This is a genomic window from Ureibacillus acetophenoni (genome assembly GCF_900220965.1).
In the GTDB taxonomy this organism is placed as follows: domain Bacteria; phylum Bacillota; class Bacilli; order Bacillales_A; family Planococcaceae; genus Ureibacillus; species Ureibacillus acetophenoni.
The window spans coordinates 115,078-141,538 of sequence record NZ_OBQC01000005.1 but is presented as its reverse complement, the minus strand read 5'-3'; the positions used below and the strand labels follow the sequence as shown (position 1 = coordinate 141,538).

Genomic DNA, 26,461 nt, shown 5'->3' with positions numbered 1-26,461 from the left:
TACGATAGAATAAATAAAAGTGATTAAAACGAGGTGATATCCATGTTCATAGATAAGGTGAAGAACCAACTCATACAAAATCAGCCCTTATTTATAGGTGAAGAGTCCGCATTCCGATCAGCTATTTTAATACCCTTAGTGCAAGTTGATGGAAAATGGCATATTCTATTTGAGGTTCGTTCATTTACTATGAGAAAACAGCCAGGAGATATAAGCTTTCCAGGGGGACGAATCGATAAAGAAGATTTAACTCCTATGGACGCAGCCATTAGAGAAACAACAGAAGAACTAGGTGTTACGCCAGATACGATAAAAATTATTGGACAGCTAAGTCCCTATATTGCCTCATCTTCATTTGTTATTTATCCATTTGTTGGTACTGTTGATTACAATGAAATAATCCACTCATATAACAAAGCTGAAGTTGAAGAAGTATTTACAGTACCAATCGAATGGTTATTAGAAAATGAACCTTATATGCATAAAGTGGCAGTACAACCCATCCCTTCGGAGGATTTTCCATTTGATAAAATAATGAATGGTTCAAATTATCAATGGAGAACAAGGGCAATGGAAGAATGGTTTTATGATTATGGAACTTATACGATCTGGGGTTTAACAGCTCGAATTTTAAAGTACTTTATAGAAAAAATAAAATCAGCTAGCTGATGTAGTTTCTATTGAAATCATCAGCTTTAATCATTATTCGATTATAATGAATTTTAAACTCCAAGCTATAACCTTCAAGCAGTATCTTCCACCTATCATTCAAACCGTATTTTAAAAATAGAACCATATATTCATTTTTATATTGCATAATATTGGTTATATATGTAATTTTGTTTGATTTAAATCATAGATTGAAAGTGATATAATGAAGTGGCAAGACAAGTAGATAAAAAAAGAGTTCTTATTAGCGTATATTTTTTTCTTCATTTCTGAAGCGCTTTCATTATTATATAATAGTAGATTTAAAATTTTTATAAAGAATGTTATACTGTAATATGGTTTTAATAGATATACAGAAAAGGTGCTATCTTAGGTCGCACCCTGCTTATTACACCTAAGTGAAGGCCTACATCTTTTTTGCAAATATAGGGGAGATAAGGAAGGTTATTATGAGTAACAGAGTTGAAAAAACAGATGTTGTTTTAATTGGTGCGGGAATTATGAGTGCAACTTTAGGAACACTTCTAAAAGAATTAGCACCTGAATGGGATATTAAAGTCTATGAATCTCTTGATAAACCAGGTGAAGAAAGTTCAAATGAGTGGAACAATGCAGGAACAGGGCACTCTGCACTTTGCGAGCTAAACTATACACCTGAGCAAAAAGACGGCTCAATCGATATTAAAAAAGCGATTAATATTAACCAACAATTCCAAGTATCAAGACAGTTCTGGTCTTATCTAGTAAAAAATAACTTAATTACAAATCCAGAAGAATTCATCATGCCACTACCTCATATGAGCTATGTATATGGTGAAAAAGATGTAAACTTCTTGAAAAAACGTTTTGAGGCACTAACAAAAAGTCCATTGTTTGAAGGAATGGAATATACAGAAGATCCAAAAACATTACAAGAATGGCTTCCATTAATGATGGAAGACCGTAAGTTCAATGAACCAATTGCGGCGACAAAAATTGATTCAGGTACGGATGTGAACTTCGGTGCATTAACGCGTATGTTAATGGGTCATTTAAATAATCAAAACGTTGAGATTAATTATAAACATAGAGTTGAAGGTATCAAACGTACAAGTGACGGTCGTTGGGAAATTAAAGTACATGACCTTGACGGATGCAAAATGCATTATATCCATACTAAATTCGTATTCATTGGTGCAGGTGGCGCAAGCTTACACTTATTACAAGATACTGGTATCCCTGAATCTAAACACATTGGTGGGTTCCCAGTAAGCGGATTATTTATGGTTTGTAACAATCCAGAAATAGTAGAACAACACAATGCTAAAGTGTACGGTAAAGCAAAAGTTGGTGCTCCACCAATGTCGGTACCACACTTAGATACAAGATATATTGATGGTAAAAAATCATTATTATTCGGACCATTTGCAGGATTCTCGCCTAAGTTCTTAAAAACAGGTTCTTATATGGATTTATTTGCATCCATTCGTCCTAATAATATACTTACATTATTAGCAGCTGGTGCAAAAGAAATGCCATTAACAAAATACTTAATTCAACAAGTATTATTATCTAAAGAGCAACGTATGGAAGAGCTACGTGAATTTATTCCAAATGCGAAGAGCGATGATTGGGAAATTATCGTTGCGGGTCAACGTGTACAAGTAATTAAAGACACTGATAAAGGAAAAGGAACACTTCAATTCGGTACAGAAGTTATTACTGCTGAAGATGGTTCTGTAGCAGCGTTATTAGGTGCATCACCAGGTGCTTCTACCGCTGTACAAGTTATGCTTGAAGTAATTAAAAAATGTTTCCCACAAGAGCACAAATCTTGGGAACCAAAAATTAAAGAAATGATTCCTTCATATGGAATCTCTCTTGCAGAACAACCAGACTTATTCAGAAAATTACTTGCAGAAACTGCTGAAGTATTAGGTTTAAGTGAAGTTAAAGAAGAAACAAGAGAATTAGAAGAAGTGAAGTAATTTTCTTCTCGTAAGTGTAAAGAAAGTACAATCCAAGGAAATGGATTGTACTTTCTTTTGTTATTCAAATTAAGCTAAACTCTCCACACGCAATAACTCATTTGACCAGTTAAGAGCTTCTGTATAAAGGGAACAAACCACTTCCTCATCAATACCGAGCGAGTGGCTCAGGCTACTTGCTTTAGCCCACTCACCCTTTTCTATTGAAAGATTAAAGTCGAGTGCTCGTTTATAATCATTAGATATCCCTCTTAAGGCATTTGAAATTTGATCATCCAACGGTAATTTAGCTAAAATTTCATCTATCGGCACACCTAAAAGTGCATCAATTAACGAAAACATACCGGTCATAAAGAAACCAGACGGTGGTAGTGAAGGATTGATGTACACTCCCAATGATTCACACATTTTAGCCCGAACTAAACTAATTCGGATAATTTCATTTGAAAGTCCGCTTTTCTGATTTTGGTAATCTCGAACAGAAAGTACGTAGATCCATTTCTGAAATTCTTGCAGTCCAAGCAATACGATTGCTTGTTTAATGGATGAAATTTTAGCAGTTCTTCGAAAAACACTTGTATTTATTAACTTTAATAACTTATAAGATAACGATATATCCCTTTCAACGAATTGCGCAATGGTGTCTATTCTCGGTTCAGTTGAAGTTAATTGGTTCAATATCTCGATGTAAGAATAAAAATATAATGGAATATCATGAGTTGAAACGATAACAGGTTTAGAGAAAAAATAACCTTGAAAATAGGAATACCCTCTATTAGTGTAATCTTTAAAATCACGACTAGTCTCAACTTTTTCTGCTAACAGTTGAATGTTATAAAGATTAGCAATCTCTTCAATTTCACTAAACATCTTTAGAGGAGTATTTTGAATATCTACTTTAATAATATCTACATATTCTAGTACACGATAAAGGAATGGATTACTTTTATGAAAAATAAAATCATCTAACGCTATTTTGTAGCCGAGTTCTTTTAATTCTTTACAGATTTCTAATAACTTTTCATTAGGTACAACGGTTTCAAGTATTTCTACTACTATTACTTTGGGTGAGAAATAAGTGGGTAACCTCATTTCTAATAGATTTTCAGTAAAGTTGATAAAACAGGGCTTACCATCTGCAACTTCTTCGATTCCAATATTGATGAAGCTATTAATAATAACATCAGTGGTTGCCTGATCTCCGTCTATCATTGGAAACGAATTCATTTCACTATTGCGATACAATAGTTCGTAAGCGATTACATTTCCAGCAGCATTAAAAATTGGTTGCCTTGCTACAAAGACTCTCAAGTTGAATGATCCCCCAATATCTCTTATTCTTTGAACAGTTTCCCTATATATTCCTATAAATGTAAACACGTATAATAATTATAGAATAAAAGTAACTTTTGGTTAAGAGGAATTTTCTGAAAAATAGGATTCTTTACTTATATTTAAAGTAAAATATCTCATTTTTCACAATTCTCCTATGTAAATAGTCGCTATGAAACTGCGTCATTAAGTATTATTGACTCATTTTTAAAGGAGTATTTTGTATTTTGGTAAATTTATTTATATATGTTTTTATCTCAATAATCGGAGGGATTTTGGATGAGAAAGTTGTTTAAGTTATTAGTTGGACTAGCATTAGTTATAAGTTTTCTACCTTTTACATTAACAGCAGAAGCTAGTGAACAGGAAGGCTATTATTCAGTATTATTTAGTAAAAACAGTATACCTCAAAACTTTGAAACTGAAATAGAAAGCTTAGGCGGGGAAGTTGTTTATTCTGTACCTGAAATCGGTTTTGTACAAATCAAGGCACCAACAACTGCTTTTGGTACTGTAAAAAGTTTAAATGGAGTTAGTGCTGCTAACCCATCAATCTCTTGGGATTTACCACAAACTGAAAAAATTAGTGAAGATGTTGTTAATCCTGCAGATGCAGCACTTTGGGGTCTACAATGGGATATACAACGAATTACAAATAACGGTGAGAGTTATAAACTTGGGACTGGTTCCCATGATGTAGTAGTTGGTATTATTGATACAGGTATTGACCGTGATCACCCAGATTTAGTAGGAAACTTATTACCTGGTTCTAAAAATTTCGTACCAGCAGGTGGATTCCAAGGAACTGAACCTGAAGAAACTGGTAACCCAAATGCATTTGATGATGTTAATGGACACGGAAGTCATGTTGCAGGGTCAATTGCAGCAAACGGAGCAATGTTAGGTGTTGCACCTGATACTGGAATTAGAGCATATCGCGTTTTTGGGAAAAGTTCAGCAGAATCTGGTTGGATTTTTGCAGCAATGATTGCAGCTGCTAACGATGATGTAGATGTAATCTCAATGAGCCTGGGTGGATTTGATATTCTTGGTCAAGCGTTTTATGTTGACCCAGTTACAGGGGAAAAAATAAACCTTGGAAACGATGTAGCGGACTTTAAAGCCTACAAACGTGCAGTAGACTATGCATTAAGCAAAGGGTCACTAGTAGTAGCTGCATCTGGGAATGACGGAATTGATATTTCAAACAAGAGTGAAGTAATGGACTTCTTAAATGCCGAGTATGGAGGGAATGGACTTTCCTTCACTGGTGCTGGTTTTACAGTTCCAGCTACTTTACCAGGAGTTATCACTGTTTCAGCAACTGGACCAAATGATCAGTTTGCAAGTTATGCAAACTATGGTTCTGGTGTAATTGACATAACTACATCTGGTGGTGATTCACAGTTATATGTAGAATATCTGATTTCAGGTAAATTTGATGAATATTTGGAGCAACGTTTATTTGAAACAGAGTTTAACTTAAGTACAAGTAATGATGGTGGTTGGTATTGGTCTACAGGAACTTCAATGGCGACACCAAAAGTATCAGCGGTAGCTGCCTTATTAATTGATAAGTACGGTAAGATGTCACCAGCACAACTTGAACAACTTTTATACAGAGTAGCTGTCGATCCTGTTAAAGGAAATGATAAAGCCTATTTTGGTAATGGATTCTTAAATGCATATAAAGCATTGCAATAAATAAAGCAAAAAAGCACCAGTGATTTGGTGCTTTTTTACTTTTAGGTATTATGTTTTATTTAAAAATTGGCAATTTTCTAAGAACTATACAAACAGGTAAAGCTATAATAATGCCTAATGCATTTTGAGTAAGGTCACCAGGGATTGAAAGAAGTGGTTGAATCCAGTTTCCATAAAGAATCCCCTCACCAACGTAGTAAACGGCAATCATAAATGGGATAGAAATAATTGTTGCTAACAAATTAAAACCAATACTATTTCCATTACGTCCGTTCATCCAGGAAATTTTCCCTACGATATAGCCTTGTAATCCTCTTGCAACAATTGTGATGGGCGCCCAAATAGCCCAACCACCAAGAATATCAAATAACCCCATTCCAGCAGCACCTGCTATTGCCCCTTTTTTAGGACCAAAAAGAATAGAAGCAATAAAGAGCATTGCAGTACCTAAATGAACTAACCCTCCATGACCAAATGGAAGTTTAATGTTAATAAATACTGTTGAAACAAATACGAGCGCGATTAAAAATGCAGTAATAATTACATCTAATGTTTTTGCTCGTGTAGTTGAAATTGAATAACTTTCTGTTTTTTGCATGTTCAATTCTCCTTGCTAAAGTAATTTAAAATAACATTAGCAAAGGACTGATATTAATAAAAGTATCACTTTATTTAAATTATTTAAGGTCAGTTTGAAGATTTAAATATTTTAAGTACTTGGCACGAATATTATTTTCTTATATTTTATATTTCTCTGCCAATTTGGAAAAACTAATAGAAAGGAGGCTTTAAAATGAAAAAATACTTTTTATTGTTCTTTTTATCATTTTCCACCCTGCTAGTTGGATGCGGAGATGATGAAATGCCAGAAGAAGGCGAAAAAATAGAAGAAATTGAAGAAGAAGATGAAATTGGTGATGGTGAAATTGACGACGAATAAATTTAAGTTGTTAAATAGAGTATTTCGCAAAAAGATAAGTTTATGTAACTCAAATTAAACGAAAAAATTCTACTCATTTGGACAAACTATCCTTGAAGAGTATAGAGGTCTAGTATTAGGATTTCTATATTGTTCAACTAATCCAATGAGGAGGATGGCAATGTCAAATGTAAACATGAACAATACTGGAGTGAATTGTGAAAACACAGTAAATGGTAAGGCATGTAAATTAGATAATGCTCAAGTAAATCGCAATCTAAATGCTACTTCCAAATACAACAACGTTGAATTTGGTGCTGAATTTAACCCTAATCGACAAATTGGTAGCCAAAATCAATCTGCACCATTTTCCAGTAATGAGTTCGAACCTAATAGACAACAAAAACCTGTAAGTGAACGTACAGCGTGGAATTAGGTTCTGTTTGACTGCTATTTGAATCATTGTAAACTTTGGGCTAAAAGGGAATAATCCCTTTTAGTCCTTACAGTTGTCTAATTTTGCATCACATAAATACATTTTTTTTGAAAAAAATAAAGTAGTCACACAAAACGAAGTTACACTTGTGGGACAAAAATAAAAGGAGGTGGACAAATGAACACAATATATAGAATTGCATTATTTTTAGTTATTGTGGGTGCCATTAACTGGGGACTTATTGGATTATTTGACTTTAATCTAGTGGATGCCTTATTTGGTGTAGACACGTTTTTATCCAACTTAATTTACTCAATTGTTGGACTTGCAGGGCTTCTATCTTTACCAATTCTTGCGAAACGTTTCGCAGAAGAACGTATGGATGGACCAGCAGTCTTCACAGAGCCAAGACCCCAAATGGAGGCTGGCGATGAGTTCGAATTTCCTGAAACGGATCGAAGAAAAGCGAATCGAGCTAACGATGACGATACCATTGTTTAGTTAATAATAAATCCCTCCAAGTTGAAGTTTTTCAGCATGGAGGGATTTTCCTTTTTAGATAAAGAATGACCTTATGATAGCGTGTAAAATGCACACAATACATATGAAGATTAGATTTTGTCTATTCTTCATTAACTCTCAAGTGAGGAGGATATCTGAATGCCAAATGTAGAAGTGCGATGTTCTGTTTCGAACTGTGTTTTCCACAAAGAGGGTAATTTATGTGGAGCAGAAAAAATCGAAGTAGATATGGACTACCATTCGAATGATCGTATGCAAGAGTTTGCTTCTGATTTTGACTTCGACAATGTAAAAGAAGAAGCAAGTAGTTCTCGGGATACTTGTTGTAAAACATTTGAACCTAAGGATCACGAGAAATAAATTAAGCAACTTCTCTTAATGAAGTCAATAAGATTTTGGCAGTTGGGTAATACACTTTGAGACCAAGTAAGGGACAGAGGAATTTCCTCATCCCTTACTATACATACGTTAACCAGAAAATATGCATTATAGATATACCCGTATACATCACACTTATTATTACTAAGGAGAATAAGAAAGGTCTTTGAAACCGCTCATTACTTTTGTAGTATACGGCGAAAGAAATCAGTATGATGAAAATCGAAGTCAAAAATTTAAAACTCAAAAAGAGAGTTGGACTAATTGTTAATAAGTAATCCATTAACGGATTTAATTCGATAATTAGGTTATATACGTAACCATAGTTAGTGGCAAAGCCGTCAAATAAATTTAATAGTGAAACAAATATCCCTAAAGCCAAGATTAGGCCTTTATTTCTCAATATATCCGTCCTTTACTTTAAAGGTAGAGAGCTATATCCATTATTTACCCAATCCCATGTGAATATACAGAACTTGACCAATAACAATTTTAATCGACAATGTTAAAACAAATTAATGACTTATTAATAATTTCCATGTTCGATTTTTACAAAAATAAAACCCACGAGATAATATCCCGTGGGAAAACATTAATGGATTAAGTATTCCTCTTTCAATTCTGTAATATCGACTTCAGATCGTTCTTCTAACGATTTCCGTAAATGAACAGTTGCTGTTTTTTGGTCTTCATGAAGTTTATCAATCCAAACGGAGACTCCGTTGTAGGTTACTTCATATTCTTTTGGCGAAGCAACAATTTCTTGCGCTCGTTGATAGTCCATGAAGCTACCTCCTATTTATTATTTTTTGTATTGTTCTTTGCTTTTCTTACTAATTCACCAAGCTCATCTAACTCTTGGGAAAACTCCTCATTCACTTTGTTAGGTGAAATTTTTAAATTTTTTGGCGTTTGTGGCAAAGATCTTGTATTATTACTTTTACCTTGGCTATCATCTCTACCCATATTAAGTCTCCTTTCAAATATAAAATCACTCTTAATATGGCTTAAACGAGGTTTATTTAATCACGAGTTGAAAGTATTTAAACAACATGTAAAAGGCAGACCATCAAATAAAAGGTCTGCCAATAATTATTATTAAAAACTAACTCCGGTTTGAACGGAAAGAATCTGAACTTGCGCCTGCCATTCAGTAATTAAGCTACTAGCTTCAGACAATCCTTGGTTTGCCATTTCAACTAAATCCCTACTTTGTTCTTCTAACGCTGTGATCATCACTGTAAATGCACCTAATTGGATTGTTGCTGCTTCCACATAGATAGCGTGTAAGTCATTAATGATTTCATTGTCTGAACTAATTCCTTCCAGTGCTATTACAAATTCGTTATAGGATGGTACAACATTATAATATAGTTCATCATACATAATGGAGTCATTCACATAGTTATTACCTGATACACTGCCATATGCTTCAATAATACGAATCTCTTCTGGAGCGAGCAGCATAATTTCATCAATATAGGCTTGGAATGCTAAAGCTAAATCGTCATTTTCTGTAGTTGTATTGTCTTTGTTTTGGTTGTCTGTAGTATTATTAGTTGTATCTTTTTCATCTTCAACCTCTTCCTCTTCTACTACTACTTCTTCTTTGTCTATATTTGTTTCTTCATTCGTTTGGTCTTTACTTTTTTGAGTATCTTCCTGTTTTTCAGGCTCTTTTACTTGGGGCGTTGGTAAGCTATTACAAGCAGTTAAAGCACTAGCTAACGTCAGTACGAAAAGGTATATAAGTAATTTTTTCATATGTCTCCATTCCCCCGAAATTCTCGGGAAATTTTTATAAGTACATACGAATATAGTATTCAACGACCTGACGAAAGATGACATATATTGTCGAATAGCTCATAAAAAAACATCTCATATTGAAGTAGTCAAAATGAGATGAAAATAGAGTTGTATTTACATATACAGTGCTGCTAGGAAAATACCTAATGTTTCTTCATAAATTTCGTCAAACTGGCTTAATGGTAGTGGATTAACCCCTGTTCCTAATTCAACAGTAAAGCCAGGACGACGCCAATCTTGAATAAACCAATCTTTGTAACCTGCGTAGCTTTCGATTGATTTCACAGGAGTATACCCGCTTACTCTAGCAAACTCATTTACAAGTATTTCAGCTTCAGGTGGCTCCATGTTCTCATAGCCCCAGTAAATTACTTGACCTTGTGTATGGAACGCAAGCACTCTTGCAAAATCACGTCTTCTTGTTAACTCAGCCATAGCAATAGCTTCAGGTTCTGTTAGAGGAGCTTCACCACCATAATCTCTAGGACCAGGTGTTTTTGGATTGCGTTCTCTTTCAGCTTCCCAGTTTGCAGGGAACTGATCATTTAAATCTACCCCATTAAAGTTCGCTTTCCAACCAGAAAAATCCATACTTCCATTATTCCATTCAATAACTCTGCTTCGGTAAGGTTCAGCTTCCGATGGCCCGTTAATTACTAAATTTACACCGTCAGGGTTAACCATTGGTACAATTGATAGCGAAGATTGTTGGTAAAGTGGAAATGTATTTAAGCCACGGATAGGCGTTTGATTTGTTAGAGATATTAAATAATCATTTAAAAAAGTCATAATGACGGGTGTTGTAATCCATTCGTTCGCATGGAAAGAACCGTTGTAATGGACACGTTTTGGTCCATTCCCAACTAATACCTCAGGAATCGTTCGACCAAGTACACTGTTTCCAATAGAAGCTGATTGAATGAAAGGATAGATTGTTGCCAAATTTTGGAGATCATTAAGCATGATGTTATATTCATAATTTTGTCGCCCATTTACGACTCGCCATGTTACTCTTTGTGGTATTAAAATAATTTCGCCTATTTGTAATCGGTTCGGGTCAAACGTAGGGTTAACAAGAAATAAAGAATCAAGGGGAACATTTCGTCTTCTTGCAATGGACCATAAAGAATCACCTGGTTGTATTTGATAATTTACTGCAACATATCCTGGAATTCGAACTCTTTGACCAACTGTAAAAGTTTGTGGATTAACATCCCAGTTTGAATCAATGATTAATTGAAGAGGTAATTTGAAAAGCTGGCTATAATACCAAAATGTATCTCCTCTTCTCGCATAAACGTCCACCGTATACCTCCCTTAGTCGATTCATAATTTTCGTATGGTGAAATTATCATTAAGTAAAGCCCAATTTTGCGGATATGGATATCCTAACGCCCAATAACTAATTCCCCTTAGATTATATTGTTTTGCCATATCAAATTTTGCTTGCGCACTACGAGCATCTTCAAACCATACTTCATGACCTTGGCCACTTTCATCTGTATATCGGAAGAATGGTGACTGTGCAACTTCATCGTATTGAATTACAGCACTATATTGTGTTGCTCTTCGAACTGCTTCTTGTGCGCTAAAGGTTTCAGCTACATCTCCTTGTTTGTGAGGAATCTTCCAATCCCTAGCGTAAATTTGAAACCCTAAGAATATCTTATTGGCAGGCATGACGGATAGTGCATATTCAACAACTCTTCTCATTTGATTTATAGGCGAAATTGCTTGTGGTGAAGCACCTCTCCAACCCCATTCATAGGTCATTAATACAACAAAATCCGCAATTCGTCCGTGAGCTTCGTAATCATGCGCGGTATACAATAAACCTGTTTGTGTTCCACTCGTTTTAGGTGCTACTGCTGTTGAAACGAAGTATCCACGTTCATGTAAACGATCTACGGCTAACTGTAAAAATTGATTATAATTTTCACGGTCTTCTGGTGGCACATATTCAAAATCGATATTTACTCCTTTATACCCCTTTTCATCCATTATCCGAAGAATATTCGTTATGAGTGTTTCTCTTATTTGTGGATTAGATAAAACAGCGTGAGCTAGATTTGTACCTGTACTTGTTGCAGATAGATTTGTAATAGCTAACATGGGCACTGCATTTTTTGATATAGCAGCTTGTAGCATTAAATCATCATCAAATGGCTCTAAAGTACCATCTTCTTTAATCATATAAGCAAATGGGCTGAAATAAGTTAATAAGTGACCAATTTGTTGGAGGGTATTAGCGGCATCTTGATCTTTTTGGTATGAATAGGCATTAACTTCAATGACAGGTTTACTTCTTGGAATAACTAGTTGGCTTCCAACATAGATAAGATTGGGATTAGTAATTTGGTTTTCCCTTATAATTGCGTCTACAGTTGTACCGTATAGCCTAGCTATTTGGGATAAATTTTGTCCTGATTGAACGATGTGGATTAATGGTGGAATATAAAGAGTACTACCTGGTAAAAGAGAATTTGGATTAACTGTTTGATTAGCTTGTAGAATTGCATTCACTGAAATACCATACTGACTTGCAATTGACCAGAAAGTATCACCAGGTTTAATTGTGTGAAAGGTCCCGGCTACTGGTATGACAATTGATTGACCTAGTAATAAGCGATTGGGGTTTGGTAATTCGTTTATACGTTGAATGGAATCGATCGTTACATTGTAAAGTCTCGCAAGCTGCCAAAGCGTATCGCCCCTTTTCACGACGTGAATTAACAATACATAGCCTCCTCTAACCAATGATGAACAGTGTAATATATGTCTGTGAGCTTGAGAAAATTAAAGATGGAAAACGGGACTTTAGGAATATCCTAAAAATTTCCTATATAAACTTACCTAATAATATATTAAACTTTTACTTAAGTGTAAATTTTTGTTTACTATAGACTTATTACACTAATTTGGAAATACAGCTATGATTAAATAGGCAACTGTTTAATGGAGCAGTGAGGTAAAGAAATTAAGGAGGATTAAGATTGAACGAAGATAATCAGTTTCCAAACCAGGGTGGAAATCCAAATCAGGGGCAAAATCCAGGTCAAGATGGAAACGCAAACCAAAACTACGGTAATGCAAATCAGAACCAATTTGGACAGAATCCAAACCAACAAAATGTTGACCCAAATCAGAATCAATACATGAACCAAAACTCAGGTCAATATACAGAACAGGACAAATATTGGAATCCAAACCAAAATCAATACCAAGGTCAGAACCAACAATTTAACAATCAACAGCAATACCAAGGTCAAAACCAGTTTGGAAATCAAAATCAATACGGTAACCAACAAAACCAGCATGGATATCAAAACCAATATGGAAATCAAAATTCAAATCCGAAAAAACCAAAATCTAAAAAATTTGCAGTAACAATTATTAGTGCAATTTTTGCTTTATTATTAATTGGTGGCGGTGCATTTGCATTCTTCAATATGCAAAAGTCTACAAAAGACCAACTACTACTTGCTGAATTAAACTCATGGAAACAACTAAAGAGCGCATTCGAAAATCGTTACCAACCAGAAGTTGAATGGGCTAAAAAAGCAGAAACAACACCAGCAGAATATACATATACAATTGGAGCAGACATCAACGGCGATTTTTATAGTTATGAAGAAGAGATGGCTGTTGAAATAATAAATAACTCAACTCTTTCTTTAGAAGTTCAATTAGACCCGAACAAACAATTATTAAAAGCTGATTTGGGTGCAGATGTTAATGGAGTGAAGATTGAAGACATATCTGCTTATGTTACAACAAAAGAATTAATGTTCGGATTCCCATTCACTGATGATATTCTTCAAATTAAAGACGAAGATTTCGGTAATTTTATGAGAACATTAGATCCTTATTATGAAGGCACAGAGACATTAGGATTAAATGATTGGATGGGCAAAAATGTCTTTTCAAAAGAAAATCAGGAGTATTTAGTAAAAGAATATTTATTATTCTTCTATAACTCAATTCCAGAAGATGCGTTTAAAGAAGAAGCTGAAGATATTGATGTATTTGGCGATAACTTAAAAGCGAATAAGATTTCATTAGAATTAAGTGGCGACCAAATTAAAGACATTTTAGTAAAAGTACTTGAAAAGGCTAAAGATGACCCGAAATTTGAAGATATTATTCTTGAAACAGTGAAAAACGCTACAGGTACAGCAGGATCTTTTGATGATGAGTTTGATATTGATATTAACGAGGGATTAGACTCAGCTATTAAGGAGTTAAAAGACACTGATATCCCAACTGGCATTAGTTACACAGTTTGGATTAGTAATGATACAGTAGTTCAAAGTGATTTAGAAATTGGTGAGTTTAAAGCAGAAGGTACTCGTCTATTTACTAATGAAAAACAACAATGGGATTATACATTTGAAGTGGAGGGCGAAAAGCTATCCTTCGTTGGTGATTTAACTTATAAAAATGGCGAAATTGAAGATGAAGTTACATTGTTAGATGATTACGGTACTGGTTTTACTTATGAAGGTTCAGAAGAACTTAATGGTGGAGAACGTTCATTCTATCGTACATTGTATTTCCAAGATGACTATGATGAAATTGAACTGTTCTGGGAAGGTGACTCTTCTTACAAAGGCGACTCAATGGAAGGTGAACATCGATTCGGTATTGAATCGTACGAATTCGATATTGCTATATTAGTAGATGAAACTGGTTCATTTATTAAAAATGTAGATATTCCAACGGATAATCTAGTGAATCTTGGAGCAATGGATTCAGACGAAATTGAAACGTATATGATGGAAGACTTCCTTACAAAAGCACAAAGCTGGGCAATGGAGCTATACTTTGAGCTTGGACTTTTTTAATGAATGGGTGATTACCCCGTGAGAAATATTAAAAATATATTATTCTTCATTCATCAATATGTAAAACAGTTACAGAAGAAGTGGAAATCACTTCTTCTGCTTTTTGTATTTCCAATACTTATCATTTCAATCGTTTCTTTTATGGTAATATCGTTGATTGATTCACCATCCGATTCAAAAATTGCCATGGCATTAGTGGACGAGGATCAGACAGAAGAAACGAAAATGATTAGTAGCTTCTTGAAAACAAGCTTTAGTCAAGATGGATCGGTTGAATTAACAATAATGAGTGAAGAAGAAGCAATAATACAAATCGAAGAAAATGAAATTAGTGCATATATTGTTTTGCCTAAACAGTTTACTGAAAGTATGTATAATGGTAATTCATTAACTATTCCTATTGTTGGAAATGCGAATCAGAAGACAGATAGTTTTATAGTGAAAGAATTAGTTGAAAGTTTTACAAGATACATAGAAACTGCACAAGCAAATATTTTAACGGTTTATGATTATGCGAGAAAAACAGACATGTCTAACGATACATACCAAAACTATCGATACGAACTGTTTATAGAATTCACACTCTTTACGTTAGCTAAAGATCAATTAGTAAAAGAAAAAACCATTACCAATATTGCGACATCATCACCAACACATTTCTTTACCCTTTCTGGGTGGTTTCTAGCCTTCACTATATGGTTATTTGGTTTATATACAATATTGCGTAAAGATGAGTCTCCATCCTTAATAATCCGACTAAAATTATTAGGCTTAACAATTTGGCAAAATGTACTTTCTAGAATAATTGTTTCATTTGCATGTGGTCTATTTTTAGCTTGGGTTGGGTTTTTAGTTATAGCGAACTATTTTTCATTAAACTTATATGTGGTTGATTATTTAAGATTAATGCACTATACAACTTTATACGGGCTCCTAATACTATTGGGGATTTCAATCATTGATGTATGGATTAAATCGGTGAAAATGGCGATGCTCATCCAAATTTTATTTTTATTTTTTATCATCATTACAAGTGGTTCAATTATTCCTTCAATTTACTTGCCACTATCTTTACAGGATGTTTTACCTTACATCTTTTCGAATGAAATATTCAATTGGATAACTGATATTGCTCTTGAGGATAGAAATTATGCGGAATTTACTCGACTAACTATTACTACAATCACCGGCTTTGTGTTGCTATGGCTATCAACGACCGTTAAAGAGAGGTGGGGAAGTTGAAAGGAATTTTATATGCGAGAGTTTTAAGAGTAAGAAAAGATTGGAAAAGTCTCGTCTTCTGGATGCTTTTCCCCCTGCTCTTAACATTCTTAACGTCCAAAATAGTTGGTTTTTGGGGCGAGGATTCAAAAATCCCTATTGGTATCGTTGTTGAAGAAGAATCACTGTTATCCAACGGCTTAATTGAAAAATTAGAAGAGGTCTCATATATAGATGTAAAGTTACTAAATGAACGTGAAGCGATAAATCAATTAGAAAAACATGAGTTAGATAGTGTGTTTGTACTTCACAACCGATATGAGGAAATGATTCTGGATGGGAAAAGAAATCAATTAATTGATGCTTATTCATCTAATCGTTCCTACGCTTACTTTGCGGTAAAAGAGCTAATGACTTCATTTGTACAAGAAGATGTATCCCGAATGAGGGCTGCATATGAAGTAAAGGATTTGTTTAAGGAATACGGATCGGATGAAGAGTGGAATTGGGAGGAAATTGTACAGGTCAGTGTAGAAAAGCAAGAAACACAGCAGCTATTACAAACAAACTTTTCTTACCAAAATCAAACAATAGAGATAGAGGAAGATGAAGTATTACCAGTCTTTAATATCTGGGGGATCTGGGCATTCTTTAGTTTGATTTCGACCTTTTTTATTTTTGATTGGGTTATTAAAGAAAAACGAGATGAATTACATATAAGATGGCTATTTACATCTATAAGCTTTAAATACTACGCAATAATAAGTTTTGCCCTTTATACAGTTATTATTGTACTAGTAGATTTACTCTCTCTGTTTATATTAAACCAGGTTCTAATGCAGCCAAATTCAAGTGCATTTTGGATTTCGTTCTTATTCTATAAGTTTGTCATTAGTTTACTAGCCTTTTTAGTTGTGAATGTATTTAAACAATCATTAATGTACTATGTAAGTACATTTGGTTTTGCTTTAATTTTGACATTGTTGAGTGGAGCGATTATTCCAATTGATGGGCTAACAACTCAATGGAGTTGGATAAAATACTTGAGTCCAATAACGAGTTTAATAGCCGAGCAAATTCCATTTGTGTGGTTAGTCATTCTTTTAGGTTGGTTCTGTATTTGGTATATGAAGGGAGACAAGTTACATGCTTAAGGTAATAGATTTAGAGAAGAGCTATGGAAAGAAGAAAATTTTACACCAAGTCTCCTTTCAACTAAATAGAGGAGAAGTGGTTGGATTAGTTGGAGAAAATGGTGCTGGGAAATCCACCATGTTAAATATTCTAGCTACTATAACTAAAGCCTCTAAAGGCACAGTACAATTGGGCGATTTATTATATGGACGAAAAATTGAAGAAATTCGTAAAATTGTAGGTTATGTTCCACAAGAAATCTCCCTATGGGAAGAATTCACCGTTGAACAGAATATGTTATTTTTTTCGAAGCTTTCCTGGAAGAAGAGAACAAAAGAAGAATGTCGACAGCTCTGTCTTGATATGCAGCTAGAGCAGTGGAAAGAGCCTGTGAAATCTTTGTCAGGCGGCATGAAACGCAAGTTAAACATAGCCATTAGTTTGCTACACGATCCATTGTTAATCTTACTAGATGAACCAACAGTTGGTATCGATATGAAGTCAAAAAACGAAATTGGTAAGTACTTAGTTAAATTAGCGAAAGAGCAAGGTAAAATCATTTTATATACGTCTCATGATATGAATGAAATTACGACGTTTTGTGATCGAGTGTATGCGATTGGGAAGGATCCGTTTTATATAAATCTGTTAACGAACAATGGTGTTCAGGTTGAGAAGTTATAGAAATATGAGGGTTATAAAAATAGTTTTAAGGACATAACGTATTATTAGTCAAATATGTTATGTCCTTTACTTTGTTAATTTCTTTGCAGTCCCGAAATCGGTGTATTTAGTAGCTAATCTTATTGAAAGTTTTTCCACTCTGATAAAGTGTACCTGCTAATGCTATAATAAAGCATCTTCTAACGTATTTGCCTATTTTAATTAATCTCCTATTATTATTTAATAATTTGGACCTTTCTAATAGCGCTATTTTCAATTTGTAGAATTTTAAAGGTTAGATTGTTTAATTCTATTACTTCTCCCTCTTTTGGCAATTCTTTAAACTCATTTAAAAGGTATCCCGCAAGAGTATCCTCATCTTCTGGAATTTCAGTATTAAAAATAGAATTTAAGCGATAAAGAGTTATTTTACCATCACAAATAATTTCAGTTTCCAATAGCTTTTCAACAAGCGGCTCGCCTTCTAAATCTGATTCATCTTCAATTTCCAAACCAAGCATAGCCTCTATGATATCTTCATGGGTTAGAACACCTTCTATACCACCATACTCTTCCAATACAATTGCCATATGTTTTTTTTCTTTTGTCATTTTGTTTAAAACTGATTCAATTGAGTGGAATTCGAAGACAAATAGTGGATTAGTATCACTAAATGCTTCTAATGGTTTTTCGGGCTCTGCTGACCACGATATTAATTGTTTAGTATGAAAGATAGCAATAATATTATCGATATTCTCATTATAAACTGGATAACGGGTGAAAGGACTTTGTATTACGACGTCCCTTACTTCTTGAAAAGTAGCCGTACTTGGAAAGGCGATTATGTCTACTCTTGGTGTTTTTAATGCATCTTTTACATTTAGGTTATAAAAATCTAATACGTTCTTTATTCGATTAGATTCTGCTTGATTAAATGTTCCTTCTGAATCTGCTATATCAACCATTGTTCGTAATTCTTCTTTTGATATTGATACATCATTTGTCTGACCCTTTGAAAGTGCTTTTGTAATAAAACCTGTAAGCTGATTAAGTACGAATGTGATTGGTTTAAAAATAATTACAAAGAATCGAATGAATGGATACACAAGAAATGCAATACGATCTGGAAATGCAGCAGCAACTGATTTGGGAATGACTTCCGAAAAAACGATGATAACAACAGTTAAAATAGCCGAAGCTATTCCTACATTAAATCCATATTGTATAGCAAGCGTTGTGACTAAGGTTGGCAGCAATATATTCGCAATATTGTTGCCTATTAGAATCGTCGTTATAAATAAGCTCGGTTTAGATACTAAATCTAATAGCCTTTTAGCTTTTTTATCATTATTATTGGCCCTAGTCTGTAGTCTCATCTTATTGGTAGCTGTCAGTGCCGTTTCACTTCCTGAGAAGAAGAACGATACAAATAATAGGAATATAATTGCAATGATCAAAAAGGTTCCTCCCTTATAAATATACATTCTATTATACTTATTGAAATATGCGTTGCAAAATTAAATATCTTTTCAGTATAAAAAAGGGGATATCTTTTGAACATGATATCCCCTTACTAATTTCACTTTTTTATAGATACACCTTAATGTGCTTTCCTATTTTTTCATGATAAAACCTAAATGTCTTCCGCTTTTCTTATCTTGTCTGTAAGAGAAACCTTCATCACTGATAAATGTACAAGTAGTATCAATCGTTATATTTTCAGCAGGAACTCCTGCAAGTTCCAATTGTTTCATTACGGTTTTTTGATTATCAATGTGAAATTTATTAGTGTCTTCTTTGTAATACATAAATTCATCTGCATAGCCTAAATCTCTAAATCGTAAATAGACATCTTCATCCACTTCAAATTTCTCTTGGCTTAACGCAGGTCCTAAGATGACTTGGAATCCTTTAGGATCACAGCCTTCTTCTTGAACTAAATGGTTGAACAATTTTAATGTAATTTCTTTTACGGTCCCTTGCCAACCCGAGTGAATTACTCCAACAAGCCCATTATCTTCATGATGGAAAATAACAGGTACACAGTCTGCTGTGAAGGTACTTAAAAGAATGTTTGGCTCATACGTATAAAGTGCGTCTGTGTCGGGAATAGCAGTTGTTTGTTTTGTTGCACCACGGCCTTTATCATATAAAGTCACTTTATGAAAATTGGCACTATGTGTCTGGTTTGCACAAACAAAATCTTCAATATTACATTGAAGTAAATTCGCCAGTTGCATCCGATTATGAAGAATATCTTCCTCATTTTCACATACGTGTAGCGCCATATTATTAAATTCAAGTTCTACTGGATTCTTTAACGTAATCCCTGCGAGTAAATTCTCATTGTTAATATACATTTTTGTATTCATGGTCATCACCTAACTTTACTATATACAAGAACGTGGCAGATGTCCTTCATTTAGTAATAATAATCATTTAACACACTTTGAATTTGTTGGTTAAGCGCGTTTACGTCAACACTTTCTACTTGGTTGTCCTTCAATTGGTATTTTTCTTTTAGTTGAATAATTCTAATGACACTTTCATTAATTCGTTCTTCAGAAATTTCTCCATTAACAACAGCTGCGTGAATTGTATCAAAAACTTTAACGACCTTGTTGTAATCATGGGCGACCATTATAATATCACTGCCTGCTTTAACTGATTGAACAGAAGCAACACCAATATCGTAATGATCTGTAATAGCCTGCATGGTCATATCGTCTGTAATAACCACACCATCATAGTTTAATTGGTTACGTAATAGATCAGTAATGATAACCTCTGACATCGAAGACGGATTTACCGAATCCAATTGAGGAAGTAAAATGTGCGCGATCATCACAACATCTGCACCTTCTTGAATTGCTTGTTTGAATGGTAAAAGCTCCAGCTCTTCCAGTTCTTTAAGGGACTTGTTCACTCGAGGTAACTCAAGATGAGAGTCCGTAGATGTGTCTCCGTGGCCAGGGAAATGTTTGACGACTGCAATAACGTTTTCCGATTGAATCCCTTTCATTGTTTGGATTCCAAGACGGCTAACAATATCGGCGGAATTTCCAAAAGAGCGATCACCGATTACTGGATTATTAGGATTACTATTTATATCTAGAACAGGTGCAAAGTTCATATTAAATCCAAATGATCTAACTTCTGTTCCTAGTAGCTCTCCAATTGCATATGAAAAATCTGAACTACCAACATTTCCGATATTTAAACTCGTCGGAATAGGTGTTAGGTTGCCAGGGAGTTTTGCTACGCGACCTCCTTCTTGGTCAACTCCTAAGAAAATAGATAATGGATTTGCTGTATTTTCTAATTTGATTTTATTCACAAATTGAATTGTTTGGTCTGCTGAAAGGAAATTCTTCTTATTAAAAATAATTCCACCAACGTGGTACTGATGAATGAGATCTTCAGCTGTTTGATCGTAATTTGCTCCATCAACACCTGCAAAGATCATCTGACCAATTTTCTCTTCTAGAGACATGCTCTGGAGTATTGTCAGCACCCCCTCGGAAATTGGTGGATCAGTAAATACAGAAATATGGTGTACAACTGGGTCCGGTTCTTTTTCACTCGGGTTAGGTAGAATCCATTTTAACTGATAATCTGAGTTCACTTGATATACTAATATGATTTGATCAACATTTTCATCTTTGTTATATCTTGTTTCATCTGGTTCGCCTTGCACTTTCTTTACATCAGATAAGTGAATTTGTTGTAATGTTTCGTTATACGAGCGTAAGTCATAGGCAAGTGATTTTTGAAATCCGACAGTTACGCCATTTTTATATGTTGCGTATTCTCCAAGAGTTGTTTTTTCAAAAGTAGTAGGCTCTCCAAAGGCATCGTTGAATTCTTCAATTTGAGATGTACCTACTTGGAAAGGACCATCTTGGATTTTGCCTTCAGTGGCTAAAGTTACGATACGGGAAACAATACTATCTACTGAAGCAACATCTTCATCAATCGTATCATCTGGAACGGATGGATTGTTACTTGTTTGTTCATTTGTTGAGTTTATATTTATATTTATATATATATAGATACCTGCACTGATAATTACAAGAACAATCAGCAGATATACGGCTTTTTTCAAAATAACCAAGCCTCCTATGTCGTGTAGGATTAGACGAGTTGGGCCAGTAATTATTACAGAATATTTATTTAGTGCCTACTAAACCTTTGAATAGTTCAACTGCGATTTCGATATTTTCATCACGGAAGTCATATTCGTACGTATGAATAGGAGCATAATTTTCTCCATTTCCTATATAGCAAAAAGTGCCTTTTGTTTTCTTTAAATAATATCCATAGTCTTCAGATGCGCGGTACGCTTTTGGCAGCTCATAGATAGGTAGTCCGATATCTTGGCACACTTGGCGAACCTTATCAGAGCTTTCTTTATGGTTTGCAGTTTCAGGAAAAATATCATTATATTTAAAAGTTATTTCTATTCCTTGTTCAGTACATAGTTTTGTCGCAAGTTCTTCGATATTCTTTTGAAGTCGGTCTAACTCTGCTTCTTTTTCCGCACGGATTGTCATTCTTAGTGCTCCTGTATGAGCTTGAATCCCGTAATTCTCAGAACCAACATCAATTTGAATAATTGTACAGAGAACTAGCCCCTCATTATTTTCAGATGATGTAAACTGTGGAATGGCATCAATAATTTTAGCAATTGCAAATGATGGGTTTTTACCATTCTCTGGTTCACTAGCATGAGACGGTGAACCAACCATTTCAATGGACATTCCTCGAGAAGCGCAGTGGGCAGTGCCATCAATCACACCTACCATCCCTGCTGGGAATCCTGACATATTATGATATCCAAAAATTTCATCGATTTTTTCATCATCAATCATTTCTTGAGCTTCAATGGCACCTTGACCAGTTTCCTCCGCATGTTGGAATAAGAAAAACACATTATGCTTAGATCCCTTTTGGTCTACTTCTAAAGCGAATCCAGCTAGTGATGCGGAATGCCCGTCATGCCCACATTTATGGGAAACTCCGGGAATTTTTGATCCATATGGTAAATCGATTGTTTCAGGTATTGGAAGTGCATCAAAATCTGCACGGAAGGCTACATTTCGTTTTCCTTCACCAGCTCGGTAGACAGCATAAAAATATTTCCCTTTATCAACGATATCTAGGTTAGTCGTATGTTCTTTTAAGAAATTCATTAAATGTTGTTTTGTCCACACCTCTTGATAGGAAAGTTCAGGATGTGCATGTAGTTCATGACGTAATTTTATAGCTAATTCTAAATTTTTCTTTTCCATTGAAATCGCTCCTATACTTGTATTCTGAATCTTTCTGCAATTAGTATTGTATCACTATCAAATATAGGAGGGAGAACTAAATTCATAGAAATAAAAAAGCCTCCATTAGTTTGAAAACCAATGGAAGCTATATCGTAATTTAATTATTCATCGTACTGTGATTTTTACCATACATAAAGTAAAGTGCGAGACCGATTAAAAACCATATTCCACATGCAATCCAAGTACTAATCGCCAATTGTAAAATTAAGAAAACACATGCTCCAAACGATAGAATTGGAATGATAGGGAATAGAGGCACTTTAAAACCGCCAGATGGCATATTTTTATTTTTTCTTAAGAAAATTACACCAACCGATACGATGATAAATGCAATTAATGTCCCCATATTTACAAGTTCAGCTAAAGTACCTAATGGAATAAAACCTGCGCAGAATGCAATTAGTATTGCAAATATCCATGTATTCTTAACAGGTGTCTTATGTTTACGATCTAAATCAGACATTATTTTAGGTAAAAGTCCATCTCGGCCAAGGGCATAAAGAAGTCTTGTCCCACCGAAGATCATTACTAGTATAACAGTCATCATTCCAGTGACTGCACCAACAGAAATGATACCTGAAATCCAATCTTGGTTCACCATTTGTAAAGCAAAGCTTACTGAGTCTGTTACATTTAATTGTGTATAAGAAACAATACCTGTTAAAACAAGTGATACAGACACATAAAGGAGTGTACAAATAAATAATGAACCGATAATTCCTATAGGCATATTTCTTTGTGGATTTTTAACTTCTTCAGCGGCTGAAGATACTGCATCAAAACCAAGAAAAGCAAAGAATACTAAGGCGGCACCGCTCAGAATACCTTCAATACCAAACGGCATAAAAGGTTGCCAATTCTCAGGTTTTACGTAAAACATACCTACTAATACGAAAAGAAGGATTACCCCAACTTTTACGAAGACCATAATTTTATTGATTTTAGTAGACTCTTGGATACCACGGGTTAATAAAAAGGCAATGGCAAGCACTATAATTACTGCAGGTAGATTAATGTAAGTACCGTTTGCAGGATCAAAGGGGCCAGTAAACATTTCTGGAATGTGTATGTTCAATCCTTCGAGAATATTAACAAAATACGCTGACCAACCCGTTGCAACAGATGCAGAGGCAAGCCCATATTCGAGAACTAACGCCCAGCCAACTAGCCATGCAATGACTTCGCCAAAAATAATATAACCATATGTGTAAGCACTACCGGTTACAGGGATGGTAGATGAGAACTCTGAATAACACATCGCTGCAAGGGCACAAACAATAGCGGCAATGATAAATGAAATTACAATGGCAGGTCCTGAATGAGTAGCAGCAACTGTTCCAGGTAGAATGAAAATCCCTGTACCAACAATTGCACCTACACCTAGCATTACTAGATCAAATCCGCCTAAGGTTTGTGGCAGTCTTTCAGTATTGCCATTTAATAATTGTGAAACGTCCTTTTTTCTAAATATATTGCTCAATATAAAACACCTATTCTTTTTAAATATGTAACGAAACGATTTTATACTTTAAAGCACTGAAGGTCAAATATTTATTAGAATACTATTTTAATTTTCTATAATTTATTGGAAATTTAGCGAATTACTCAGTTCTTTTTATTCAAGATAAGATTGACAAATTGTAAAATTCTGATAATAAGAAAATTTAAAAAATATTTGTTAGTTCACTGTTATTAATGCCCTCATTTTTATCTTTTTACTCTGTACATATTTGAAGAAAACAAAAAAATAGCGCCGAGTGATCATTCACTCAAGCACTATTCATCATTAAGCTAAAGTTTTATCTTTCTTCGCTTGAACTAACAAGCCGCCGCCTTCTTTTAAGTATTTGATCATGCCTTCGGTAGCGCGGTATGTGAGGGCACCTGCTGTTGTCGTTGGATTTGAGACACCAAAATGAGGAAAGGCGCTTGCACCACAAACAAACAGATTATCCATATCCCACATTTGAAGATAACTGTTAACAGCACTAGTTTCAGGGTCTGCACCCATAATCGCTCCACCTCCATTATGTTGACCATTTAAAAAGCCACTGAAATGGTCTGGTAAAGGATGCGGTATAATATGGGATGCGCCCATTTCTTTTAAAATTTCAATATGTTTTTCTTGGATAAATTCAGTCAGAGCACGCTCGTTTTCTGAATAATCCCATGTGATACGAATTAATGGGTCGCCATTTACATCTTTATAATTTGGGTCTAAATCAATGTAGTAATCCTTATATGGTAAAGCAGCTTTTTGACTAAAAATTGATAAATCACGATTGGAATAAAACAGTGAATTCTTTTTAAATTCTCTTCCCCACATTTGAGTACCTGGTGGTGTCGGATTATTTCCAATTGGAGCACTACCAAAGTGACGAAATTCTATTTGTGCACCATGTAAGAAGTTTAAATTACTATGATCAAATAAATCACCTGTAAAATCTGTTATTGTCATTCCATGTGCACCGGTATATGCATAGTTATTAAATTTTTTATCATCAAATAAACCAATAGTAGTCGGATAACCATGGTGATCAGTAAAGTTTTTACCAATGACACCTGTGCCAGTTACCGGGTCGTATGGTTTTCCGATATTTGATAAAAGTAATAAACGAACATTATTAAATACATAACTTGATAATACGACAAGATCTGCTGGCTGCTCGAATTCTTCACCTGATCTTGTATCTTGATATAAAACCCCTGTTGCTTTTTTGCCATCATGTAAAACACGAATTACTTTTGCATGTGATCGAAGTTCAAATTTTCCAGTTTTTTGAGCAGTCGGGATCACAGTTACAAGAGGATCAGCTTTTGCACCATATTCACAATAATTACCGCTACAAAAACCACAGTATTGACAAGCATTTAATGTTTCACCATCAGGATTTGTATATGTTTGTGAAACAGTGGCAGCTGGCGTAACAAAAGGTTTATATCCTAATTGTTTGGCTACTTTTTCAAACATTTTCATTCCTTCACTCTTTTTAAGTGGAGGATTGGGATATGGATTTGAACGTTGTGGGTAATTAGGGTCAGGTTCTCCTGAAGCACCTACCATCTTTTCGAATTTATCATAATATGGATCCATTTCATCATAAGTAATTCCCCAATCTTGAATTGTCATGTTTTCAGGAATTTTACCTTCTCCGTATTTTTCAATTGTTTTTGTACGAATTTCGAAATCATATGGATAGTAACGGTGTGTTTGCGCTGCCCAATGGCTTCCACCACCACCAATACCATTTCCAATTACTATAGATGATTTTTGACGAATAGGATTCGCTTCTTGATCAAGAGTATTTCTTAATGTGAATGTTTCATGAGTTAAACTTTGATTTCCTTCTGAACGAACATGATATCGAAGTTCATCGTGCGTAAGTTGATAATCTTTTAGATTCTTTTCCATACCTTTGTCAAGGCCTACTACGTTAAAGCCTGCTTTTGTAAGTTCAGCTGCAACAATTCCACCCATCCATCCAACGCCTACTGTGACAACATCTACTTTTGGTAATTTAGTTACCATATAA

Annotated in this window: 25 protein-coding genes; 11 read left to right on the top strand and 14 right to left on the bottom strand. The window is 34.6% G+C overall.

The window, feature by feature from the left end; genetic code table 11:
* Window positions 1–42: 42 nt before the first annotated feature.
* Together CRO45_RS09085 and CRO45_RS09080 are read left to right on the top strand one after the other, a co-directional pair.
* Window positions 43–669, top strand: a complete 627-nt coding sequence (locus CRO45_RS09085; RefSeq protein ID WP_097149342.1) for an NUDIX hydrolase — start codon at window positions 43–45, stop codon at window positions 667–669.
* A 449-nt stretch (window positions 670–1,118) separates the two neighbouring features.
* The gene (locus CRO45_RS09080) at window positions 1,119–2,636 is read left to right on the top strand and encodes a malate:quinone oxidoreductase (protein ID WP_097149341.1); all 1,518 of its coding nucleotides are present in this window, start codon (window positions 1,119–1,121) and stop codon (window positions 2,634–2,636) included.
* A 69-nt stretch (window positions 2,637–2,705) separates the two neighbouring features.
* Here CRO45_RS09080 and CRO45_RS09075 read toward each other — a convergent pair whose 3' ends face one another.
* Complete coding sequence (locus CRO45_RS09075) at window positions 2,706–3,947, bottom strand: EAL and HDOD domain-containing protein (protein ID WP_097149340.1); 1,242 nt, start codon at window positions 3,945–3,947, stop codon at window positions 2,706–2,708.
* A gap of 300 nt (window positions 3,948–4,247) precedes the next feature.
* Here CRO45_RS09075 and CRO45_RS09070 point away from each other — a divergent pair, with 300 nt between their 5' ends.
* Entirely contained in the window at window positions 4,248–5,672 is a 1,425-nt protein-coding gene (locus CRO45_RS09070) for a S8 family peptidase (protein ID WP_097149339.1), read from the top strand.
* A gap of 55 nt (window positions 5,673–5,727) precedes the next feature.
* On the opposite strand, the gene CRO45_RS09065 is transcribed toward CRO45_RS09070, so the two are convergent.
* Complete coding sequence (locus tag CRO45_RS09065; RefSeq protein WP_097149338.1) at window positions 5,728–6,270, bottom strand: ECF transporter S component; 543 nt, start codon at window positions 6,268–6,270, stop codon at window positions 5,728–5,730.
* Between the two features lie 195 nt (window positions 6,271–6,465).
* Between CRO45_RS09065 and CRO45_RS20035 the strand changes: the two genes are divergently transcribed.
* The 4 genes from CRO45_RS20035 to CRO45_RS09050 all read left to right on the top strand — a co-directional run bounded on the left by CRO45_RS20035 (window position 6,466) and on the right by CRO45_RS09050 (window position 7,909).
* Window positions 6,466–6,612 (top strand): hypothetical protein, encoded by a 147-nt coding sequence (locus CRO45_RS20035; protein WP_170949445.1) that lies wholly within the window; start codon window positions 6,466–6,468, stop codon window positions 6,610–6,612.
* Window positions 6,613–6,772: 160 nt separating this feature from the next.
* A complete protein-coding gene (locus tag CRO45_RS09060) occupies window positions 6,773–7,027 on the top strand; it encodes a hypothetical protein (protein WP_097149337.1) in 255 nt (84 codons plus the stop codon).
* 177 nt (window positions 7,028–7,204) lie between these two features.
* Entirely contained in the window at window positions 7,205–7,528 is a 324-nt protein-coding gene (locus CRO45_RS09055; protein ID WP_097149336.1) for a DUF378 domain-containing protein, read from the top strand.
* A 159-nt stretch (window positions 7,529–7,687) separates the two neighbouring features.
* Window positions 7,688–7,909 (top strand): DUF1540 domain-containing protein, encoded by a 222-nt coding sequence (locus CRO45_RS09050; protein ID WP_097149335.1) that lies wholly within the window; start codon window positions 7,688–7,690, stop codon window positions 7,907–7,909.
* A gap of 97 nt (window positions 7,910–8,006) precedes the next feature.
* Here the strand turns inward: CRO45_RS09050 and CRO45_RS20440 are convergent, their stop codons facing one another.
* From CRO45_RS20440 to CRO45_RS09030, 6 genes are all read right to left on the bottom strand, one after another.
* Complete coding sequence (locus CRO45_RS20440; RefSeq protein ID WP_408057125.1) at window positions 8,007–8,309, bottom strand: DUF5658 family protein; 303 nt, start codon at window positions 8,307–8,309, stop codon at window positions 8,007–8,009.
* 210 nt (window positions 8,310–8,519) lie between these two features.
* On the bottom strand, window positions 8,520–8,711 hold the full coding sequence (locus tag CRO45_RS09045; protein WP_097149334.1) for an H-type small acid-soluble spore protein: 192 nt from the start codon (window positions 8,709–8,711) through the stop codon (window positions 8,520–8,522).
* Window positions 8,712–8,722: 11 nt separating this feature from the next.
* Window positions 8,723–8,893, bottom strand: coding sequence for a YfhD family protein (locus tag CRO45_RS20030; RefSeq protein ID WP_170949444.1), 171 nt, complete (start codon window positions 8,891–8,893; stop codon window positions 8,723–8,725).
* A 132-nt stretch (window positions 8,894–9,025) separates the two neighbouring features.
* A complete protein-coding gene (locus CRO45_RS09040; protein ID WP_097149333.1) occupies window positions 9,026–9,691 on the bottom strand; it encodes a hypothetical protein in 666 nt (221 codons plus the stop codon).
* Window positions 9,692–9,847: 156 nt separating this feature from the next.
* On the bottom strand, window positions 9,848–11,038 hold the full coding sequence (locus CRO45_RS09035) for a M14 family metallopeptidase (protein WP_097149332.1): 1,191 nt from the start codon (window positions 11,036–11,038) through the stop codon (window positions 9,848–9,850).
* Window positions 11,039–11,059: 21 nt separating this feature from the next.
* Window positions 11,060–12,469 carry a LysM peptidoglycan-binding domain-containing protein gene (locus CRO45_RS09030; protein ID WP_097149331.1) on the bottom strand — a complete coding sequence of 470 codons (1,410 nt, stop codon included), beginning with the start codon at window positions 12,467–12,469 and terminating at the stop codon, window positions 11,060–11,062.
* 257 nt (window positions 12,470–12,726) lie between these two features.
* Between CRO45_RS09030 and CRO45_RS09025 the strand changes: the two genes are divergently transcribed.
* From CRO45_RS09025 to CRO45_RS09010, 4 genes are read left to right on the top strand one after another with little or no spacing between them, the layout of a single operon-like run.
* Window positions 12,727–14,577 carry a DUF6583 family protein gene (locus CRO45_RS09025; protein WP_097149330.1) on the top strand — a complete coding sequence of 617 codons (1,851 nt, stop codon included), beginning with the start codon at window positions 12,727–12,729 and terminating at the stop codon, window positions 14,575–14,577.
* Between the two features lie 18 nt (window positions 14,578–14,595).
* Window positions 14,596–15,819 carry an ABC transporter permease gene (locus CRO45_RS09020; RefSeq protein ID WP_170949443.1) on the top strand — a complete coding sequence of 408 codons (1,224 nt, stop codon included), beginning with the start codon at window positions 14,596–14,598 and terminating at the stop codon, window positions 15,817–15,819.
* The gene (locus CRO45_RS09015; RefSeq protein WP_097149328.1) at window positions 15,816–16,952 is read left to right on the top strand and encodes an ABC transporter permease; all 1,137 of its coding nucleotides are present in this window, start codon (window positions 15,816–15,818) and stop codon (window positions 16,950–16,952) included. Before CRO45_RS09020 ends, CRO45_RS09015 begins: the two co-directional genes overlap by 4 nt.
* Window positions 16,945–17,616: an ABC transporter ATP-binding protein gene (locus CRO45_RS09010; protein WP_097149327.1), complete on the top strand. Its 672-nt coding sequence runs from the start codon at window positions 16,945–16,947 to the stop codon at window positions 17,614–17,616. Before CRO45_RS09015 ends, CRO45_RS09010 begins: the two co-directional genes overlap by 8 nt.
* A gap of 215 nt (window positions 17,617–17,831) precedes the next feature.
* Here the strand turns inward: CRO45_RS09010 and CRO45_RS09005 are convergent, their stop codons facing one another.
* The 6 genes from CRO45_RS09005 to CRO45_RS08980 form a co-directional block, all read right to left on the bottom strand.
* Window positions 17,832–19,052: a hemolysin family protein gene (locus CRO45_RS09005; protein WP_097149326.1), complete on the bottom strand. Its 1,221-nt coding sequence runs from the start codon at window positions 19,050–19,052 to the stop codon at window positions 17,832–17,834.
* Window positions 19,053–19,208: 156 nt separating this feature from the next.
* A complete protein-coding gene (gene pgeF / locus CRO45_RS09000) occupies window positions 19,209–19,967 on the bottom strand; it encodes a peptidoglycan editing factor PgeF (RefSeq protein WP_097149325.1) in 759 nt (252 codons plus the stop codon).
* Between the two features lie 50 nt (window positions 19,968–20,017).
* Window positions 20,018–21,700 carry a beta-N-acetylhexosaminidase gene (gene nagZ / locus CRO45_RS08995; protein ID WP_235864559.1) on the bottom strand — a complete coding sequence of 561 codons (1,683 nt, stop codon included), beginning with the start codon at window positions 21,698–21,700 and terminating at the stop codon, window positions 20,018–20,020.
* 64 nt (window positions 21,701–21,764) lie between these two features.
* Entirely contained in the window at window positions 21,765–22,886 is a 1,122-nt protein-coding gene (locus CRO45_RS08990) for a M20 metallopeptidase family protein (RefSeq protein ID WP_097149324.1), read from the bottom strand.
* A gap of 139 nt (window positions 22,887–23,025) precedes the next feature.
* Window positions 23,026–24,408 carry an amino acid permease gene (locus CRO45_RS08985; RefSeq protein ID WP_097149323.1) on the bottom strand — a complete coding sequence of 461 codons (1,383 nt, stop codon included), beginning with the start codon at window positions 24,406–24,408 and terminating at the stop codon, window positions 23,026–23,028.
* Window positions 24,409–24,714: 306 nt separating this feature from the next.
* On the bottom strand, window positions 24,715–26,457 hold the full coding sequence (locus tag CRO45_RS08980; RefSeq protein WP_097149322.1) for a GMC family oxidoreductase: 1,743 nt from the start codon (window positions 26,455–26,457) through the stop codon (window positions 24,715–24,717).
* Window positions 26,458–26,461: the final 4 nt, after the last annotated feature.